Source organism: Streptomyces sp. NPDC008317 (genome assembly GCF_042955955.1).
In the GTDB taxonomy this organism is placed as follows: Bacteria; Actinomycetota; Actinomycetes; order Streptomycetales; family Streptomycetaceae; genus Actinacidiphila.
In genome coordinates, this window is record NZ_JBIBFQ010000003.1 from 711560 (window position 1) to 729869 (window position 18310).

The following is an 18310-nucleotide window of genomic DNA, read 5'->3' on the forward strand; positions in this document are numbered from 1 at the left end:
GCGTGCGGTCACCTTCGGTCGGACCCGCTCACCGAGGCGGCGGGAAGCGCGAGGGACGGGGTCGGCACCCGTCCCGACGAGGACGGGTGCCGACCCGGGATTCCGCCTACCGGACGTCCGCCTCCATCGCGCGCACCAGGCTCGTGGGCCGCATGTCGATCCAGGACTTCTCGATCGCGTCCAGGCACTCCTGACGGGATCTCTCCGGGCCGTCCGCGTGCCAGCCGCCGGGTTGGTCGAGATGTGCGGGCCACAGGGAGTGCTGTCCCTCGTCGTTCACCAATACGACGAACCGAGCCGAGTCGTCGTCGAAAGGATTAACCATGGCCGCTCCACCTTCCCTCAGTTTTCCGTTTCTTCTCGCCGTACGGGCCCCGGTAAAGCGCGGGGCGGCACAGCCCTGTCCCTATTCGCATCATCGTCAGAGTACAACAGCCGACTTCTTCGGACGGAAAGACTGCCGGGAGGCCGACGATTGGCCGGTTTCACCTGTTGGGGGTACGAACTTCCTCCTCACCTGATTCAGATCGAAGAACCGGGGTATATAGGCCCCGGCGGCGACGGACATACTTTCGATTACCGGGTGCACCCCGCCCCGAACTGCGCCTTCTTCGACGGTGGCGGAGCGGACCGGCCGGGCCGTAGATAAATGCCAGGGCATCGCATCACGTAAAGCTCGCCGCCTTGGCGCCCGAAACGACGGCGCGGAATCGGCGGCGCTCGTTAATGGCCAAATCCGTACATCGGTAATCGACCCGGCGGCATCACGGATTATTCGGCAAGAGCGGCTGGCATAGGCCACCGGATTCGGTGATTCCGCTCCGCGGGGAATTCGCACGTCACAGGTGCGCGCCAGGAAATGCGCCGTGCGGGCGCCGGGTGCCGCGCGCCCCCCGCGCGCCGGTTGCACTCGGGGCACGGGAGGGGCGCGTGAGGGGCGTGGGAGCTGAGATCTACGACCTTGCGCGTACGGCGACGCGGACGCGCGTAGGCGGACTGCTCAGCATTCCTGGTACGCGCGGCGACGCGTGACCGCCGGACCGGCCGGACGGCCCGGTGCGGCCCGGTCCGGTCCGATGGGTCGTCGGCGGCAACGGCAGCAGCGGCAGCGGCAGCGGCAGCGGCAGCGGCAGCGGATGAGCGTCACCGCCCGCGCGGTGTCACCAGGCGGAGGGGGCGTAGTCCTTCAGGAAGCAGCCGTACAGATCCTCGCCGCGTTCGCCCCGGACGACGGGGTCGTAGACACGGGCGGCGCCGTCGACGAGGTCGAGGGGGGCGTGGAAGCCCTCGGCGGCGAGCCGGACCTTGTCGGGGTGGGGCCGTTCGTCGGTGATCCAGCCGGTGTCGACGGCGGTCATGAGGATGCCGTCGGTGTCGAGCATCTCCTGGGCGCTGGTGCGGGTGAGCATGTTGAGCGCGGCCTTGGCCATGTTGGTGTGGGGGTGGCCGGGGCCCTTGTAGCCGCGGCTGAACTGCCCCTCCATGGCGGAGACGTTGACGACGTACTTGCGGCGCGCCGCGGCGGCGGCCATGGCGGGCCTGAGCCGGCTGACGAGGACGAACGGCGCGGTGACGTTGCAGAGCTGGACTTCGAGGAGTTCGACGGGGTCGACCTCGCCGACGGTCTGCACCCAGGTGTTGGTGGGGTCGAGGTCGGGCACGAGCCCGCCCGCGTCGATGGCGGTGCCCGCTTCGATCCTGGCGAGCGAGGCGGAGCCGCTGACGAGCGCGAGGCCGGTGACGTCCTGCGCGGTGAGGGCGTCCTCGCGGCGCGGGGCCGGGAGGGCGGCCGCGGTCTGCGCGCCGCTGCCGAAGGCGCCGAAGACCTCGGAGGCGGGCAGTTCGCCCGCGGGCAGCGGCGCGGACTCGGCGGCGACCAGCTCGCGGTAGGCGTCCGGGGAACGGCGTACGGTCTGGGCGGCGTTGTTGATCAGGATGTCGAGCGGGCCCGCCGCCGCGACCGAGTCGGCGAGGGCGACGACCTGGGCGGGGTCGCGCAGGTCGATGCCGACGATCTTGAGCCGGTGGATCCACTCGTCGCTGTCGGGCATGGCCTTGAAGCGGCGGACGGCGTCGTTGGGGAAGCGGGTGGTGATCGTCGTGTGCGCGCCGTCGCGGAGCAGCCGCAGCGCGATGTACATGCCGATCTTGGCGCGTCCGCCGGTGAGCAGCGCGCGGCGCCCGGTGAGGTCGGTGCGCGCGTCGCGGCGGGCCCGGTTCTCGGCGGCGCACGACGGGCAGAGCTGGTGGTAGAAGGCGTCGACCTCGACGTAGCGGGTCTTGCAGACGTAGCAGGAGCGGGGCCGCTCCAGGATGCCCGCGATCTCCGTGCTGACGGAGGTGGTGAGCTGGATGCCGAGGGTCTCGTCGTCGATCCGGTCGGCGGCGCCGGTCGCGGTGGCCTCGGTGACGGCCTTGTCGTTGGCGGTCTTGGCGGCCCGGCGCTCCTGACGGCGGCGCTGCTTCACCGACCGGTAGATGCCCGCGGTGGCCCGGCGTACGGCGATGGCGTCGGGGTGGTCGACGGGCAGCGTGTCGAGCTCGCCGAGTACGGCGAGGCAGACCGCCATCCGCGCGGGATCGATGCCGGGCACGTCGGCGAAGCCCTCCACGGCCTCCGCAGCGTCCACGGCCTCCGCGCCGTCCGTGTCCTCGGCATCACCGATCGGTTCCTCGTAGGCCCCGTGGCCGTGAAGGTCCTGCGTTGTCGCCGTCATCCCGCCGCTGCTCTCTCCGTATGTGCCCATGCGATGCCCCCGCGTGCCCCGCCCCGGCCGAACTTTACGTTTGCACCGGTAGCAGCTCCAAACCCGGCCGCAGGACCCGGCGGTACCCTCGGGTCGTTTCCGCCGCGCAGGAGCCGCACCTGGAGGTCCGTTGAGCGCCAGCAGCCCGCTCGCCGTCCCGTACGACGCGCCCTTCGGGGTGCGCAATCTGCCGTACGGGGTGTTCAGCACCGCCGACGAGCCCGCCGCGCGGCGGATCGGGGTGGCGTACGGCGATCACGTACTGGACGCGGGGGCCGCCGCGCGGGCGGCCGGGGCTCCCGCCGATCTGGCCGCCGCGCTCGGCGCGGACTCGCTCAACCCGCTGCTGGCCGCGGGCCGTCCGCTGTGGACGCGGGTCAGGGCGGCGCTGACCGCGTGGCTGACCGAGGACACCTACGCCGACGCCGTCGAGCCGTGCCTGCTGCCGCGCGCGGAGCTGACGATGCGCCTGCCGTTCGAGGTGGCGGACTACGTGGACTTCTACGCCTCGGAGCACCACGCCGCGAACATCGGCCGGATCTTCCGGCCGGGGTCCGAGCCGCTGACCCCGAACTGGAAGCATCTGCCGATCGGTTACCACGGACGGGCGGGCACCGTCGTGGTCTCCGGCACGCCGGTGGTCAGGCCGTGCGGGCAGCGCAAGGCGGCGGCCGATCCGGCGCCGGACTTCGGCCCCTCGCGGAAGCTGGACATCGAGGCGGAGTTGGGCTTCGTGGTGGGCGCGCCCTCGCCGCTCGGCGGCCGGGTGGCGCTGGCCGACGCGGACGCGCACGTCTTCGGGGTGTGCCTGGTCAACGACTGGTCGGCGCGCGACCTCCAGGCGTGGGAGTACGTCCCGCTCGGCCCCTTCCTCGGCAAGTCCTTCGCCACGTCGGTGTCGCCGTGGGTGGTGCCGCTGGCCGCGCTCGCGCAGGCCCGTACCGACCCGCCGGTCCGCGACACCGAGCCGCTGCCGTATCTCGACGACCGCGCGGCGCGACCGCCGTACGGCCTCGACATCGCCCTGGAGGTACGGCTCAACGGGCATCTGGTGTCCCGGCCGCCGTTCGCCGCCATGTACTGGACGTACGCGCAGATGCTGGCGCACATGACGGTGAACGGCGCGAGCCTGCGGACCGGGGACTTCTTCGCCTCGGGCACGGTCAGCGGTCCCGACAGGGAGACCAGGGGCGCGCTGATGGAGCTGGCCTGGAACGGCGAGGAGCCGCTGGAGCTGCCGGACGGGACGCGTCGGTCGTTCCTGGAGGACGGCGACGAGGTGGTGATCAGCGCCACCGCGCCCGGCCCCGGCGGTACGCGGATCGGCCTCGGCGAGGTCGTCGGCCGCGTCGAGCCCGCCCGTCCCTGACACACACCCGCCTTCAGCGGACCGCGCCACCGGACCGGCCGCGCCTCTAACAGACCGGTCGCCGCTTCCGGTGCCGCCACTCCCGTGTTCGCCTCACCTCTCCCATCACTCTCCCCCGTACGGCGCAATCCCATCCGGCACAGCCGGTTCACACGTGCTTCCGTGTGAAGGAGCATGCGGAGAGCAGAAGACGCATGGCCAAGAGCGGGACGAGCTACAGCCGGTCCATACGGCGGCCGGCGGGAAGCGGGAATCCATGGCGACACGTGCACGCTCAGGACTTCTGGGCGAACTGTCGGCGGAGTTCGTCGGGACGATGATCCTCATTCTGATCGGTGTCGGCGTCGTGGCCCAAGTCGTCGGCGGCGGCGCGCTGACCGATCCGAAGGGCGGTCTCGGCGACCATGACAGCATCGCCTGGGCCTGGGGGCTCGGCGTCACCCTCGGTGTCTATGTCGCCGCGCGACTCAGCGGCGCGCACCTCAACCCGGCGGTGACGCTGACCCTGGCGGTGTTCAAGGGCTTCGACTGGAAGAAGGTCGCGCCCTACGCGCTGGCGCAGACCGCGGGCGCCTTCGTCGCCGCGCTGCTGGTGCGCTGGAACTACTCCGAGATCCTGGGCCACGCCGACCCGGGACACACCATCAAGACGCAGACGGTCTTCGCCACCCTGCCGGGCAACGGCTCGCTGACGGCCGGTGTCCACGAGTGGGGCGCCTTCCGCGACCAGGTGATCGGCACGGCGATCCTGCTGATCCTGATCCTCGCGGTCACCGATGTGCTCAACACCGCGCCCCGCGCGAATCTCGGCCCGTTCATCGTCGGCCTGATCGTGGTCGCGATCGGCATGGCGTACGGCGCCAACGCCGGTTACGCGATCAACCCGGCGCGTGACCTCGGCCCGCGGCTGGCCAGCTACATCACGGGCTACAGCACGGCGTGGCGCGACCAGTGGGGGAATCTCTACTTCTGGGTGCCGATCGTCGGACCGCTGATCGGCGGCGTCCTCGGCGGCGCGATCTACAAGATCTTCGTCGGCCGCTTCCTGCCCGAGGCCCCGCCGGAGCCCCCGGGACGCGCCCCCGCCTCCGAGCCCGCTGCCGAGGTCTGAGCCCGCCGGTCCACGAGGTCCGTACACCCCCGCGGTCCGTACGCGGGGGTCACGTACACGGCGGCCGTGCGGACGGCGGTCACGCACACCGCGGTCACGTACACCGCGGTCCGGTACACCCACGAAAGGCAGGAAGCACCCATGGCGGACTTCGTCGGCGCGGTGGATCAGGGAACCACCAGCAGCCGCTTCATGATCTTCGACCACGACGGAAACGAAGTGGCCAAGCACCAGTTGGAGCACACCCAGTACCTGCCGAAGCCGGGCTGGGTGGAGCACGACCCGGTGGAGATCTGGGAGCGGACCAACGTCGCGATCCAGAACGCGGTGCGGTCGGCCGGTATCTCGGCCTCCGACCTCGCGGCGATCGGCATCACCAACCAGCGTGAGACCACCGTCGTCTGGGACCCGCGCACCGGTCGCCCGTACGGCAACGCGATCGTCTGGCAGGACACCAGGACCGACTCGATCGCCAAGGCGCTGGAGCGCGACGGCCACGGCGACCTGATCCGGCGCCGGGCGGGCCTGCCGCCCGCGACGTACTTCTCCGGCGGCAAGATCAAGTGGATCCTGGAGAACGTCGACGGGGTCCGCCAGGCCGCCGAGCAGGGGCACGCGCTGTTCGGCACCACGGACTCCTGGATCCTGTGGAACCTCACCGGCGGTCCGAACGGCGGCATCCACGCCACCGACGTCACCAACGCCAGCCGCACGATGCTGATGGACCTGGAGACGCTGGACTGGGACGAGGAGCTGCTCGGCATCTTCAACATCCCGCGCGCGATGCTGCCGACGATCCACGCGTCGTCGCACCCCGAGGCGTTCGGCACCACCCGCACCTCGCGCCCGCTGAGCGCGCCGATCCCCATCACGGGTGTGCTCGGCGACCAGCAGGCGGCCACCGTCGGCCAGGTCTGCTTCGCGCCGGGCGAGGCGAAGAACACCTACGGCACCGGTAACTTCCTGCTGCTCAACACTGGTACGGAGGCGGTCCGCTCCGAGCACGGCCTGCTGACGACCGTGGCGTACAAGTTCGGTGACGCCCCGGCGGTGTACGCGCTGGAGGGCTCCATCGCGGTGACCGGTTCCGCGGTGCAGTGGCTGCGCGACCAGATGCACCTGATCAGCGAGGCCGCGGAGAGCGAGCGGCTGGCGAAGACCGTCGAGAGCAGCGACGGGATCTACTTCGTGCCCGCCTTCTCCGGGCTGTTCGCGCCGTACTGGCGGTCCGACGCGCGCGGCGCCATCGTCGGCCTCGCACGCTTCCACACCAACGGCCACCTGGCGCGGGCCACGCTGGAGTCCATGTGCTACCAGAGCCGCGACGTGGTCGAGGCGATGGAGCAGGACTCCGGTGTGCACCTGGACGTGCTCAAGGTCGACGGCGGTGTCACGGCCAACGACCTGTGCATGCAGACCCAGGCCGACGTCCTGGGCGTCCCGGTCAGCCGTCCGGTGGTCGCCGAGACCACCGCGCTGGGCGCGGCCTACGCGGCCGGTCTCGCCACCGGCTTCTGGCGCGACACCGACGAGCTGCGCGAGCACTGGCACGAGTCGCGCCGCTGGGAGCCCCAGTGGAGCGAGGAGCAGCGCGCCACGGGCTACAAGGGCTGGAAGAAGGCCGTGGACCGGACCCTGGACTGGGTCGACGTCGAGTAGTCCGGCGCCCGGGCGGCCCCCGGCTCTCCGCAGCCGTCCCCCGTACGCCCCGCCGGTCCCACGACCGGCGGGGCGTCCGCGTGTCCGCGGCCCCGACGTACCGGCCCAGCGGGCGGTACGGTCGCCCGCCGGTCGCTACGGGCAGCTCTCCACGAGCCGGGACAGCGCCCAGCCCGCGCCGATGACGCGGACGTCGGGGCTGGGCGACGCCGACCGCGGGGTCCCGGCGGTCGGGACGTCGGGGACGGCGGTGGGGACGGCGCTGGCCCCGCCGGGCGGCGCGGTGCGCCGCGGGCCGCCCGGATTGGCCGCCACCGTGCACACCACCTGGTCCATGGCCAGCGGCGAGAGGCGGTCGACGCCCGCGGGCAGGCGCACGACGGTGGTGACGCCGTCGAAGGCGATCACGGGCGGGTGCGGCAGGGACGGCAGTCGCGTGGTGAGCGTCGTCGGGTCGGCGTCGCCGGGGCCCGCGAACAGCAGCCGCAGCGCGACGACCGGACCGGCGCCGTCGGGCGCGCGGCGGGGAACCGCCCGCAAGGTGTCGTCGGAGAGGAAGTAGACGCTGACGCCGGGGGTCATGCCCACCGCGGGCTCCCCGGCCTGGATGACGCTGGTCGGCGGGACGCCGCAGGCCGTGAGCGCGGCGGCGGACGCCAGGCAGGCCAGCGGACCGGCGGCGCGCCTCATCGGACGTCCTCGCTTCCGAAGGCGGCGGAATCAGCGGAAGCGGCAGAAGCGGCAGAACCGACGGAACCGGCGCGGTCCCCGGCGTCGGCGGTGCCCGCGGCCGAGTCGCGGCGCAGCGGCAGTTCGACGGTGAGGACGGAGCCGCCGCCGTCCGCGTTGCGGGCGGTGATCCGGCCGCCGTGCAGCCGTACGTTCTCGGCCGTGATGGCCAGGCCGAGGCCGCTGCTCTCACTGCGGGTGCGCGAGGTGTCCGCCTTGTAGAAGCGCTCGAAGATGTGCGGCAGGGCCGCCTCCGGGATGCCGGGACCGGCGTCCCGTACCTCGATCACCGCCCACGCTCCCCCGGCGGACCGCCCGCCGACCGCGTTCAGGGACAGCACCACGGGCGGCGCGCCGTGCCGCAGCGCGTTGCCGACGAGGTTGGCCACCACCACGTCCAGGCGGCGCGGGTCGACGCGGGCGCGCAGGGCGCCGGGCGCGGGCAGCCGGGTGTCGACCTCCGCCAGCCAGCCGCGCGAGACGAGGGTGCGGCGCACCGACTCGGCCAGGTCGATCTCGTCCAGGTTGAGCCGCGCGGCGCCCGCGTCGAAGCGCGACACCTCCATCAGGTCCTCCACGAGCCGGGCGAGCCGTACCGTCTCCTCGCTGATCAGGCCGACCGCGGTGGCCGTCTCGGGGTCGAGGCGGCCCGCTCCCTCGTCCAGCACGTCGGTGACCGAGGACATCGCGGCCAGCGGTGTGCGCAGTTCGTGCGAGACGTCGGCGACGAACCGCCGGGCCTGCGCCTCCAGCCGCCGCAGTTCGGTCACCGAGCGCTCCAGGGCGGCGGCCGTGTCGTTGAAGGACCGGGAGAGGTCGGCGAGTTCGTCGGAGCCGTTGACGGCCAGCCGTACGTCGAGGTGGCCCTCCGCCATCCGCCGGGTCGCGCGGCGCAGGGCGCGTACCGGGCGCAGCACGCCGCGCGCGGCGAAGAGCGCCAGGACGACCGCGAGGACCACGGCCCACAGCGCGGCGTCCTTGATGGCGGTGATCATGGCCTGGACGTACGCCTGCTCGGTGTCCTGCGGCACGATCAGGTACATGACGAGGCCGGAGAGCGTCAGCGACTGGTTCTCGGCGGCGCGGTACGCGACCGGCAGGCCGACGACGAGGACCGGGCCGTCGTCGGTGCTCACCCGTTGGAAGACCGCGGCGGCCTGGTCGCGCACCGACCCGAGGAGTTCGGGGGTCAGCCGCTCGAAGGCGTTCTCCGGCGCGGATCCGGCGCGGCGCTCCCCGTACGTGGCAAGGACCTGCCAGCGCTGCGACTGGTGGGCCCTCGCGACCTGGGTGACCAGCGAGTCCATCGCCGCCTGGTCGGGCTCCGCGGGGATCGCGGGGGCCAGCGCGTCGACGCTGTCGCGGAACTGCCGGATGACCGCGTCCTGGCTCTGCTGGAGCACGCCGGTCCGCGCCTCCCTGAAGGCGAGGGCCCCGGTGCTCAGCGCGCTGACGACCGCGACCAGCACGAAGGCGACCACCAGTCGGGTGCGCAGCCCGCGCAGCGCGAGCAGGGCCCTGGAGACGGCGGACCTCATGGGGTCGGCTGGAGCGGCCGCGCGTACGGCGCGCGGAAGCGGTAGCCGAAGCCCCGTACGGTCTCGATGTAGCCGGACCCGGCGCCCGGTCCGCCGCCGAGCTTGCCGCGCAGCCGCTTCACGCAGGCGTCGACCAGCCGGATGTCGCCGTGGTAGCTGTGCTCCCAGACCGCTTCCAGGAGTTGCTGGCGGCTGAGCACCTGTCCCGGCGAGGCCGACAGGGTCAGCAGCAGCCGCAGTTCCGAGGGGGCCAGCGGTACGGGCTCGCCGCGCAGGGAGACCCGCAGCCCGGCGCGGTCGATGGACAGGTCGCCGTGCGACTCCTGCCGGGGCCTGGTGCCGTCGGCGCCGGGTGCGGCGATCCGGCGCAGCACCGCGCGTATGCGGGCTTCGAGGACGCGGGCCTGTACCGGCTTGACCACGTAGTCGTCCGCTCCGGCCTCCAGGCCGACCACCACGTCCACGTCGTCGCCGCGCGCGGTCACGATGATGATCGGGACCTGGTCGTGCTCGCGTATGCGACGGCAGACGTCGAGTCCGGCGATGCCGGGGAGCATGAGGTCGAGCACGACGACGTCGGGCCGGAAGGGGCGCAGGTGGCTCAGGCCCTCCTCACCGGTCGCGGCGGCGAGGACGTCGTGTCCCTGGTGGCGCAGGGCCAGCTGCACGCCCTTGCGGACCGCGGGGTCGTCTTCGACGAGCAGAACGCGGGGCATGCAGGTCAGTATGCGTGAGGTCCGGGCGGGCAGGGCCGTGAGAGGGGCTCGGCCGGGCAGCTGTTACGAAGGGGTCATACAGCGGCCGTCCGCCGCCGTGGTTACGCTTTCGTGATCTTCCGGGCCAGGGGCCATCACACGCGGACCGCAGTGTGAACGGCCATGCACCGGGAGAAGAAACGGAAATCGGCGGGGCGGGCGGGGGGCGGCGGCGCCCGTACGCGGCGTTCCCTGGCGACCCTACGGCGGCGCAGGTGACGGCGGACGACGTACACGCTCGGCACGCTGGCGGCGGTCGGGGTGGCCGGGGCGCTGCTGGTCGCCGCGCACGGCGGGAAGGACGGGAAGGGCGGGAAGGGCGACCACGCGGCGGACGGGGCTACGGCGGGTTCGCCGCCCGCCGCCACCGAACCGGCGAGGACGCCGGCGGCGCCTTCCACGTCACCCGCCGGGCGGGCGCCCGCGTCCGCGCCGCCATCCGCGCCGCCATCCGCACCGTCATCCGCGCCGTCGTCCGGCACCGGAGGCAACGGCGTCTTCGACACCGCCCAGGCGTCGGGGACGTCGGTCGGCACCGGCACGCTGCGCCGCTACAAGGTGCAGGTCGAGCAGGGCACGGGCGTCAGAGCCGCCGACGCGGCGCGCGAGATCGAGAGCATCCTCGGCGACCGGCGGAGCTGGATCGCCGACGGCGACGACGCCTTCCAGCTCGTCTCCGGCGGCCAATACGACTTCGAGGTGAAGATCGCCAGCCCGGACACCGTGGACCGGATCTGCGGGGCGGCCGGGCTGCACACCCGTGGCGAGGTCAACTGCGATGTCGGCGACCAGGTGGTGGTGAACCTCAAGCGCTGGCGGACCGGTTCGCCGCAGTTCCCCGGGCCGCTCCACGAGTACCGCGCCCTGATCGTCAACCACGAGGTGGGCCACCGCATCGGGCACGGCCACGAGGGGTGTCCCGGCGCCGGGCGTCCGGCGCCCGCGATGATGCAGCAGATCGACGGACTGCACGGCTGTGTGGCGAACGCGTGGCCGTACGACGCGCACGGCACGTATCTGGCGGGACCGCCGATGCCCTGACATCGATGTCCGCACCGGTGTGTCCCGCGCGGAACGGCCCCGGAACGCCTGAGCGTTCCGGGGCCGCGATCCATTCGTCAACCACCCGGGACCCGTTCGTCAACCGCCCGGGACCCGTTCCCCGGGCCGCCCGGGACGCGTGTCCGGACGGTCGGGGGCCGTGGTCCGAGGGTCAGTTGGCCACCCAGGTGGCCCAGGACATGTTCCAGCCGTTGATGCCGTTGCTCGGGTCGATGACCTTGTCGGGCGAGTGCACGACCTCGACGACGTCACCGATGAGCGAGTGGCTGTAGAACCAGGCGGCCGGGGTGTCCGGGTCGCCGCCGCCCTTCACGTCGTGCAGGCCCACGCAGCCGTGGCTGGTGTTCTCGTGTCCGAACACCGACACCGGGCGCCAGTAGTTGCCGTGCGCGAAGGTCCCCGAGTCGGACAGCCGCATGCCGTGCGGCACGTCCTTGATGTGGTACGAGTTGCCGAGGCCCACGGTGCGGGAGTCCATGTCCACCACCGGGTCCTTCTCCTCGATCACCATCTTGCCGTTGTACGTGGTGTGCTGGGGGTCACCGAGGCTCGCCGGGTACGTCTTGTACAGCTTCCCGCCCCGGTAGATCTTCAGCGTCTTCGCGGTGTTGTCGGCCACCGAGGTCTGCGAGCGGCCGATGGTGAAGCTCACGTCCTTCGACTGCTGGCCGTAGACACCGGGCGACATCTGCACACCGTTGAGGTTCATGTGCAGCGTGACCTTGGTGCCGGGCGCCCAGTACCTCTCCGGCCGGAAGTCGATCCGCTGATTGCCGAACCAGTGGCCCTCGACGGGCACCTGCGGGTCCGCCGTGACGGTGATCCCCTTGTGCGTCGCGGCCTGGTCGGCGACCGGCTTGTTGAAGCGGATCGACACCTCCATGCCCACGCCGTACGTCGAGCCCGGATCCACGTTGAACACGCCGTAGTTGACGGCCTGGGGCTTCAGCGTGGTGAACGACGACTGCTGTACGGTGCTGCGCCCGGCCGAGTCCACCGCCTCCGCGTTCACGGTGTACTTGGTCGCGGTGCGCAGAATCCCGGACGGCTTCCAACTGGTGCCGTCCGCCGATATCGCGCCGTCGACCGGCCGGTGGCCGGCCGCGTCGGTCACCGCGATCTTCACCAACTTGCCCTTGGCAGCCGTGATCTTGAGCGCGCCCGTGGTGTCCACCCCGGTCGCGCCGTCCTTGGGCACGATGCTCAGCGCCACCTGCGAGGCAGGCGTCGTCGTGGCACCGCCCGACGCCGAACCCTTGCCGTCCTGCTTTCCCTTGTCGGTCGACGCGCCCGCGCTCCCGCTGCAGGCGGTCGCCCCCAGCAGGACGGCGCCGAGCGCCAACGCCAACATCCCCTTCGCCACCCGCCGCTTAGGCGAGCCCTGAGCGGCGGTGTCAACCGCCGTTGCCGTGATCAATCGAGTCTCCCCATCTCGCCGGTCGCACTATAGGAGAGTACGACCGCCCCAGCGGTTGCAGGTGCCGCATGACTGATACCCAACCCTTAGGCGGCGGTCGGGCGTACGCCGAACGGGTTGCCGGGACGGGCGCCGTGGGCGCGCCCCGGCGACGGACGCCGACGCGGAGCCGAGGATTTGACGACTTCGGCCGGGCTCATGGCCCCGGCGTACCAGAAGGGCGGACAGCGTTGACGGGCACGGGGAGCAGTCGGGTCGTACTCGACAGGCCGGGCAGGCACGGCATCGTGGAGGAGTTGCGGGACGCGATCACATTCAGGGCCGTCCTGGTCGTGCTGGGCGTGCTCCTGCTGCAACTGGGCTTCGCGCTGTCCTACATGGGCGCCTTCCACTCGCCCAAGCCCCACCGGGTGCCGATCGTCGTGGTCGCACCGCAGGCCGCGGCGCGGGACGCGGTGGCCCGGCTCAACGCCCTTCCCGGTGAGCCGGTGCACGCCGTCGCGGTCGCCGACCGCGCCGAGGCCAGGGCCCGGCTGCTGGACCGGCGCACCGACGCCGCCGTCGTCGTCGACCCGCGCGGGACGACGGACACCGTCCTGGTCGCGTCCGCGGGCGGCCCCTCCGCTTCGGACGCGGCGACCCAGGTCGTGCGGCTGGCGGGACAGGCGCAGCACCGTGAGGTCGTCGTACGCGACATCCGCCCGCCGGTGAAGGGCGACTCGCGCGGCCTGTCGTCCTTCTACCTCGTCCTGAGCTGGACGATCGGCGGCTATCTGGCCGCGTCCGCGCTGAACATGGCGGCCGGGTCGGCGCGCCCCACCCTGCGCCGCGTCCTGGTGCGGCTGACCGCGATGCTGCCCTACGCCTTCGTCTCCGGCATCGGCGGCGCGGTGATCGTCGGTCCCGTCCTGCACTGCCTGCCCGGCGCCTTCTGGGACCTGGTCGGCATCGGCACCCTGATCGTGTTCGCCTCGGGCGCGGTGGGCGTCGCCCTCCAGTCGGTGGCGGGCACCATCGGCCTCGGCCTGACCATCCTGATCTTCACCGTCCTGGGCAATCCCAGCTCCGGCGGGGTCTATCCGGCCGCTCTCCTGCCGCCCTTCTGGCGGGCCATCGGCCAGATCCTGCCGCCGGGCGCCGGGACGACCGTGGTCCGCAACACCGTCTACTTCGACGGGCACGACATCACCAGGTCCCTGTGGATCCTGGGCGCCTGGGCCTTCGGCGGCATCGTCGTGTCGGTGCTGTCCGCCGCCCTGCGCGACCGTCGCCGCCCCACCCCCATGCCCCTCCCGGCGACGGTCTGACCCTCGGCCGCGTCCTCATGGCGATGCTCGGCCCGGACTCGCTCCGCGGGGCCATGTTCCTGTTCCGGGGGCCGAACCGCCTCACACCCTGACCGGGCCGGCCGCCCCGCCGTACCACCGCACCCCGACGGCGGTGGTACGGCGGGCGCGCGTGCCGCGACCGGTGGTCAGGCGGAGAAGCTGCCGACTCCGGTGACGTGAGTGCCGAAGCCGGCCGGAAGGACGCCGACGCCGGTGGTGGGAAGGGTCGCCGGGACCGTGCAGAAGGGGTCGGCGAAGACCTTGACCGGCTGGTCGGTGAGGTTGTCCAGCACATGCGCCGTCAACGGGAGTCGCTGACAGCCGGTGGGGTCCTGGTAGACCTTCAGCGGCTGGCCCTCGACGGAGAAGACGACGACCTGGCCGGTGGCGGCCTGGGCGGGAGTGGCCGCGAGGCCGACGACGGCCGCCGCGGCCATCGCGATCATGGTGGTGCTTCGACGCATGACAGGTGCCTCCAGTGCACGTGATTCGCGGGTGGGACATGTGCGCCGAATCACGCGGGTCGGCCGGTGGGTGCCGGGCTCACCGCGCGCTTCGGACGAGAGGGGTGGGCCGTGCGCGCGGCGACGCGTCGCGCGGCCAGTTCCGCCGAGCGGACCGCGCCCTCGCTGCTGGGCCGCAGGAGAGTCCAGTCGCCGACGTAGTCGACGGGCCCCGCGGGCCGGGCGGCGAAGGCCGCGCGCAGGCCCAGCGCGGCGGGGGTGGCTTCGGGCAGGCCGTACCGGAAGCGGTGCACGAGCGTGCGGGTGGTGGCCTCGCCGAGCCCCGGCAGAAAGCGTTCTGCCTCGCCGACGAGCGTACGGGTGACCTCGGCGTCGTCGGCGTCCAGCAGGCGGGGGCCGATCGCGGGCGAGGCGAAGAGGCTGACCATCCCGCGGCCCGGCGGGACGCGCCCCTCGGCCTTGAGGTGGTCGAGGAGCAGCCCGCCGCAGATCCGGCTCTCGGTCGCGGGAACGGACAGGGCGTAGCTGGGGGCGCGGGTCGGGCTGGGCAGCGGTCGGTCGAGGAGGCAGACGGCCTTGAGCATGGGGGTGAAGGAACAGGCCGCCAGATAGGCGCGTTCGTCGGGCGACGGGTCGGCGTAGAGGGACAGCGCGACCGGTGCCGGTACGGCCATCAGGATCTGACGCGCCGTCAAGATCCCGCCGTCGGCGAGGTGCAGCCGTGCCTCGTCCGCGCCGGCCCGCTCAACGGCCGTGACCGAGCTGCCGAGTTGTACGGGGACCCGTTCGGCCAGGGCGCGCGGGAGGGTGTCCATGCCGGTGGTGTAGGTGGTCCAGCGGGCTCCGGCGCCGCCGACCGCGAGCAGCGTGGCGAGCATGGGGGCGGCGGCCGAGCGTTCCGAGTGCCAGCCGAAGCAGTGGCCCGACAGCGGCTGGAGCAGGCGGTCGTGCACGTCGGGGTGGTAGGCGCGGGCGTACTCGGCGAGGGTGGCCGTGCCGGGCGGCGCGAGTTCGGGCCGGTCGGCGTCGAAGTCCCCGCGGCGGCGCAGCAGTCGGGCGGTGAAGCGCAGCCAGTCCAGCCGCCCGCGCCAGGACATGCCCGCGCCGGTGAGCAGCCCCGCCGGGTGGCCGAGCCGGGCGTGGGCGCGGCCCTCGTGCCAGAGGGCGAATCCGGCCCGCACCGGGGTGAGGTGTGCGGGCGGCACGGCGAGTTCGTCGATGAGGCGCCAGGTGGCCTGGTAGCCGCGGGTGGCGATGGTCTCCGCTCCCTCGTCGACGAGGCAGCCGTCGACGAGGGAACTGGCCATGCGTCCGCCGACGCGCGGGGCGGCCTCGAAGACCCGCACGGACCGGCCCGCCCGTTGCAGCCGGTAGGCGGCGGCGAGGCCGCCGATGCCGCCGCCTACGACCGCGACGTCGAGGTCCGTCACGTCCATCTCCCGGTTCCGTGGGTGGCGGTGCCGGCGAGGTAGCGGTCGCGCAGCTCGTGGCGGCGGACCTTGCCGGTGGCGGTGCGCGGGACGGCGTCCCAGTCCACCGTGAGGGGTTCGGCGAGCGCGGGCAGGTCGCGTACGGCGTGCCGCCAACGGGCCGGGTCGATGGGCGCGTTGACGACCAGGACGGTCTGCGGGTCGCGGTCCACGACGCCGAGGACGACGGCCTCCTCGACCTCGGGCAGCCGGTCGTGCAGGACGTCCTCCAGTTCCACGCAGCTCAGCCCCGGGATCATGTCGACCTCCCGGTCCAGCAGGATCAGCGAGCCGCCGCGCGTGCGGACTGCGAGGTCTCCGGTGTTGAACCAGGGCCCGTGCGCCTTCTCGTCCCAGCGGTCCTGTTCGCCGAGGTAGCCGAGGCAGCGGGCCTTGGTCCGGGTGAGGACGAGGCCGACCTGTCCGCGCGGCACGGGTTGGAAGGTCCGCGGGTCCACCACCCGCAGGCCGACCCAGCCGGGGACCGGGCGGCCGAGGTCGCGGGTGGTGGGGTGGCGCTCCGCGCGCCGGGCCAGCGCCCCTCGGGTGAGGAAGCGGAAGGTGAGCGGCCCGGTCTCGGTCTGGCCCCAGCCCTGCATCCACAGCGGCCGGGCGCGCCGGCTGGCGTCGAGGAAGACCCGCACGGTCGGCGGGTGGACGGCGTCGAAGGTGGAGATGTACATGCGTACGTCCCGGAAGGGACTGTCGGGCTCGGCGGCCAGGCGCTGCCAGCGCACATACGTGGAGGGCAGCGCTTCCAGGACGGTGGGCGGGTGCGCGGTCAGGGTGCGGCGGGCCGCGTCGGGATCGGAGTCGGCGACGATCACGGCCTCGCGGGGCTGGTGCCACAGCGCGCTGACGGTCCAGGCGAGCGCGCGGCCGTGCGCGAAGGAGATGGCGCTGGCGACGGTGTCGCCGGCGCGCGGGGTGACCACGGGCCAGCGCCTGGCCTCGAATCCGGCGAGCCGCCGGATGAGCGTCGTGGTGGAGTGGACGACCAGCTTGGGCACGCCGGTGGTCCCCGAGGTGTGGTGCACGGCCAGCGGCTCGCCGTCACCGCGGCGGTGGATCGGGGCGAGCGGCCGTGCGGGCAGGTCGTGGAAGGAGCGGACCGGCTGGGGCGGCCGGGTGTCGTCCGGTACCGAGTCGTGCAGGCTCGCGCTGTCCAGGGTCAGCGTGCACGCGCTGTGGCGCGCCAGCTCGACATCGGCTCTGGCGGCCGTGCGCAGCAGGTGCGTCTGGGTGACCAGGACGGCGGGGCGCAGCCGTTCGAGCAGGGTGTCGAGCACCTCGGGGGCGAGGTGGTCGGAGAGCAGCGCGGGGACGGCGCCGATCCGGACGGCGGCGCAGGCGAGCAGGACGTAGTCCCAGTGGTTGCGCTTGACGACGGCCACGTGGTCGCCGGGACCCGCTCCCGCCGCGGCGAGCCGGGCGGCGGTGTCCCGTACCAGGCCGGCCAGTTGGGGCACCGTCCACCGGGTGCCCTCCTGGGGCGCGAGGTCGAGGGGGCGGCTGAGGTGGACGACGGTCGGCGAGCCGCGGCGGGCGAGCGCGTCGAAGACGATGCCGGGGTCGAGGGGCTTGGTCACCGGGTCACCGCCAGCAGCAGGTCGGCCGCGATCATCAGCGCGGTGGCGAGGCGGTGCAGCCGGATGCCGCGGGTGCGGGCCCCCAGGACGTCACCGCGCCGATTGCCGCGTACCCACTGGCGGGCGCGCAGCACGAGGACGGGCGACATGAGCGGCGGGAACCACCACGGCGCGATCCCGGCGGCGGCGGGGACGACGATCAGCAGGGCCTCCAGCCCGGAAACCCCGGCGATGAAGGCGGAGTTGCCGCGCTCGGAGGCGACGGCGGCCACGGTCAGCCGCCCGACCGCGTGGTCCCCGTCCCGGTCGTTGATGTTGGAGTAGACGCCGAACAGGACGGGGCCGAGCCCGAAGATCAGCGCCTGCACGACGACGAAGCCGGGTGCGCCGCCGTTCAGCAGGCCGAAGAGCGGCAGCACATAGCCCCAGCCGAGCGCGGCCAGGAAGATCTCCTGGCCGCCGCGGTAGCTGAACTTCAGCCACCAGGAGTACTGGAACCCGAAGAGCGCGCAGGCCGCCGTGCCGAGCACCGCCCACAGCGGCCGGGCGGGAGCGGCGAGGACGGCCGCGCCCCAGAACAGCGCGCACAGCGCGACCGCCGCCCAGCCGAACCGGATCGCCTGCCGCTCGGTGAGCGTCCCGGCGACCAGCGGTTTACGGGCGAGGCGGCGGGCGGCGGCGTCGGGGCCGTAGTTGGCCGCGTCGCTGCCGTCGCGGTAGCCGGTCACGTCGTCGAAGGCGACCATCCCGGCCACCATGGTCAGTTCGCCCAGGAAGAAAAGGACCAGCACGAGCGCGGCGCGTCCCGTGGTCTCGGGTCGGAGCCCGGCCCCGGTGACGAGCCCGGCCCCGGTGACGACGCCGAACGGGACGAGCATCGCGGCGGCCAGCGGGATGCTCAGGTAGTAGTCGAGGATGTCCAGCTTGGCCAGCTTGGCGTAGGCGCGCCAACTGCCGGGCGCGATCGGCGAGGTGTCGGCGGCGGGAACGGCGCCGACGGGGGGCCTGGCCGCGGTGTCGAGTACGGGCGCGGGTTCCATGGGCGGGTGCTCCTCCTGCGGTGCGGTGTGGCT

At 73.0% G+C, this 18310-nt stretch carries 15 protein-coding genes; 5 read left to right on the forward strand and 10 right to left on the reverse strand.

Going from position 1 to position 18310, the window contains the following annotated elements:
* Positions 1-106: 106 nt before the first annotated feature.
* Both ACFY9V_RS12675 and ACFY9V_RS12680 read right to left on the reverse strand, forming a co-directional pair.
* On the reverse strand, positions 107-325 hold the full coding sequence (locus ACFY9V_RS12675) for an MbtH family protein (RefSeq protein ID WP_188285961.1): 219 nt from the start codon (positions 323-325) through the stop codon (positions 107-109).
* Between the two features lie 835 nt (positions 326-1160).
* Entirely contained in the window at positions 1161-2570 is a 1410-nt protein-coding gene (locus tag ACFY9V_RS12680; RefSeq protein ID WP_355333601.1) for an SDR family NAD(P)-dependent oxidoreductase, read from the reverse strand.
* 307 nt (positions 2571-2877) lie between these two features.
* On the opposite strand from ACFY9V_RS12680, the gene fahA reads away from it, so the two are divergent.
* The 3 genes from fahA (at position 2878) to glpK (ending at position 6886) form a co-directional block, all read left to right on the forward strand.
* A complete protein-coding gene (gene fahA / locus ACFY9V_RS12685) occupies positions 2878-4116 on the forward strand; it encodes a fumarylacetoacetase (RefSeq protein ID WP_391161187.1) in 1239 nt (412 codons plus the stop codon).
* Positions 4117-4372: 256 nt separating this feature from the next.
* A complete protein-coding gene (locus ACFY9V_RS12690) occupies positions 4373-5227 on the forward strand; it encodes an MIP/aquaporin family protein (RefSeq protein WP_355333260.1) in 855 nt (284 codons plus the stop codon).
* Between the two features lie 141 nt (positions 5228-5368).
* Positions 5369-6886 (forward strand): glycerol kinase GlpK, encoded by a 1518-nt coding sequence (glpK, locus tag ACFY9V_RS12695; protein WP_355333263.1) that lies wholly within the window; start codon positions 5369-5371, stop codon positions 6884-6886.
* A gap of 135 nt (positions 6887-7021) precedes the next feature.
* Here glpK and ACFY9V_RS12700 read toward each other — a convergent pair whose 3' ends face one another.
* From ACFY9V_RS12700 to ACFY9V_RS12710, 3 genes are read right to left on the reverse strand one after another with little or no spacing between them, the layout of a single operon-like run.
* Positions 7022-7576, reverse strand: a complete 555-nt coding sequence (locus tag ACFY9V_RS12700; protein WP_391161190.1) for a hypothetical protein — start codon at positions 7574-7576, stop codon at positions 7022-7024.
* Positions 7573-9153 carry an ATP-binding protein gene (locus ACFY9V_RS12705; RefSeq protein WP_391161192.1) on the reverse strand — a complete coding sequence of 527 codons (1581 nt, stop codon included), beginning with the start codon at positions 9151-9153 and terminating at the stop codon, positions 7573-7575. The genes ACFY9V_RS12700 and ACFY9V_RS12705 overlap by 4 nt, the downstream gene beginning before the upstream one ends.
* A complete protein-coding gene (locus ACFY9V_RS12710) occupies positions 9150-9869 on the reverse strand; it encodes a response regulator (RefSeq protein ID WP_391048419.1) in 720 nt (239 codons plus the stop codon). The genes ACFY9V_RS12705 and ACFY9V_RS12710 overlap by 4 nt, the downstream gene beginning before the upstream one ends.
* Before the next feature lie 285 nt (positions 9870-10154).
* On the opposite strand from ACFY9V_RS12710, the gene ACFY9V_RS12715 reads away from it, so the two are divergent.
* The gene (locus ACFY9V_RS12715; RefSeq protein ID WP_391161389.1) at positions 10155-10949 is read left to right on the forward strand and encodes a DUF3152 domain-containing protein; all 795 of its coding nucleotides are present in this window, start codon (positions 10155-10157) and stop codon (positions 10947-10949) included.
* Positions 10950-11121: 172 nt separating this feature from the next.
* Here ACFY9V_RS12715 and ACFY9V_RS12720 read toward each other — a convergent pair whose 3' ends face one another.
* Complete coding sequence (locus tag ACFY9V_RS12720; RefSeq protein ID WP_391161195.1) at positions 11122-12321, reverse strand: Ig-like domain-containing protein; 1200 nt, start codon at positions 12319-12321, stop codon at positions 11122-11124.
* Positions 12322-12683: 362 nt separating this feature from the next.
* Here ACFY9V_RS12720 and ACFY9V_RS12725 point away from each other — a divergent pair, with 362 nt between their 5' ends.
* On the forward strand, positions 12684-13694 hold the full coding sequence (locus ACFY9V_RS12725; RefSeq protein ID WP_391161390.1) for an ABC transporter permease: 1011 nt from the start codon (positions 12684-12686) through the stop codon (positions 13692-13694).
* Positions 13695-13861: 167 nt separating this feature from the next.
* On the opposite strand, the gene ACFY9V_RS12730 is transcribed toward ACFY9V_RS12725, so the two are convergent.
* From ACFY9V_RS12730 to ACFY9V_RS12745, 4 genes are read right to left on the reverse strand one after another with little or no spacing between them, the layout of a single operon-like run.
* Positions 13862-14179, reverse strand: coding sequence for a hypothetical protein (locus ACFY9V_RS12730; RefSeq protein ID WP_391161198.1), 318 nt, complete (start codon positions 14177-14179; stop codon positions 13862-13864).
* A gap of 50 nt (positions 14180-14229) precedes the next feature.
* Positions 14230-15615 carry an FAD-dependent oxidoreductase gene (locus ACFY9V_RS12735; RefSeq protein ID WP_391161201.1) on the reverse strand — a complete coding sequence of 462 codons (1386 nt, stop codon included), beginning with the start codon at positions 15613-15615 and terminating at the stop codon, positions 14230-14232.
* Positions 15606-17237, reverse strand: coding sequence for an AMP-binding protein (locus ACFY9V_RS12740; protein WP_391161205.1), 1632 nt, complete (start codon positions 17235-17237; stop codon positions 15606-15608). Before ACFY9V_RS12740 ends, ACFY9V_RS12735 begins: the two co-directional genes overlap by 10 nt.
* Entirely contained in the window at positions 17234-18277 is a 1044-nt protein-coding gene (locus tag ACFY9V_RS12745; RefSeq protein ID WP_391048430.1) for a UbiA family prenyltransferase, read from the reverse strand. The genes ACFY9V_RS12740 and ACFY9V_RS12745 overlap by 4 nt, the downstream gene beginning before the upstream one ends.
* Positions 18278-18310 lie beyond the last annotated feature (33 nt).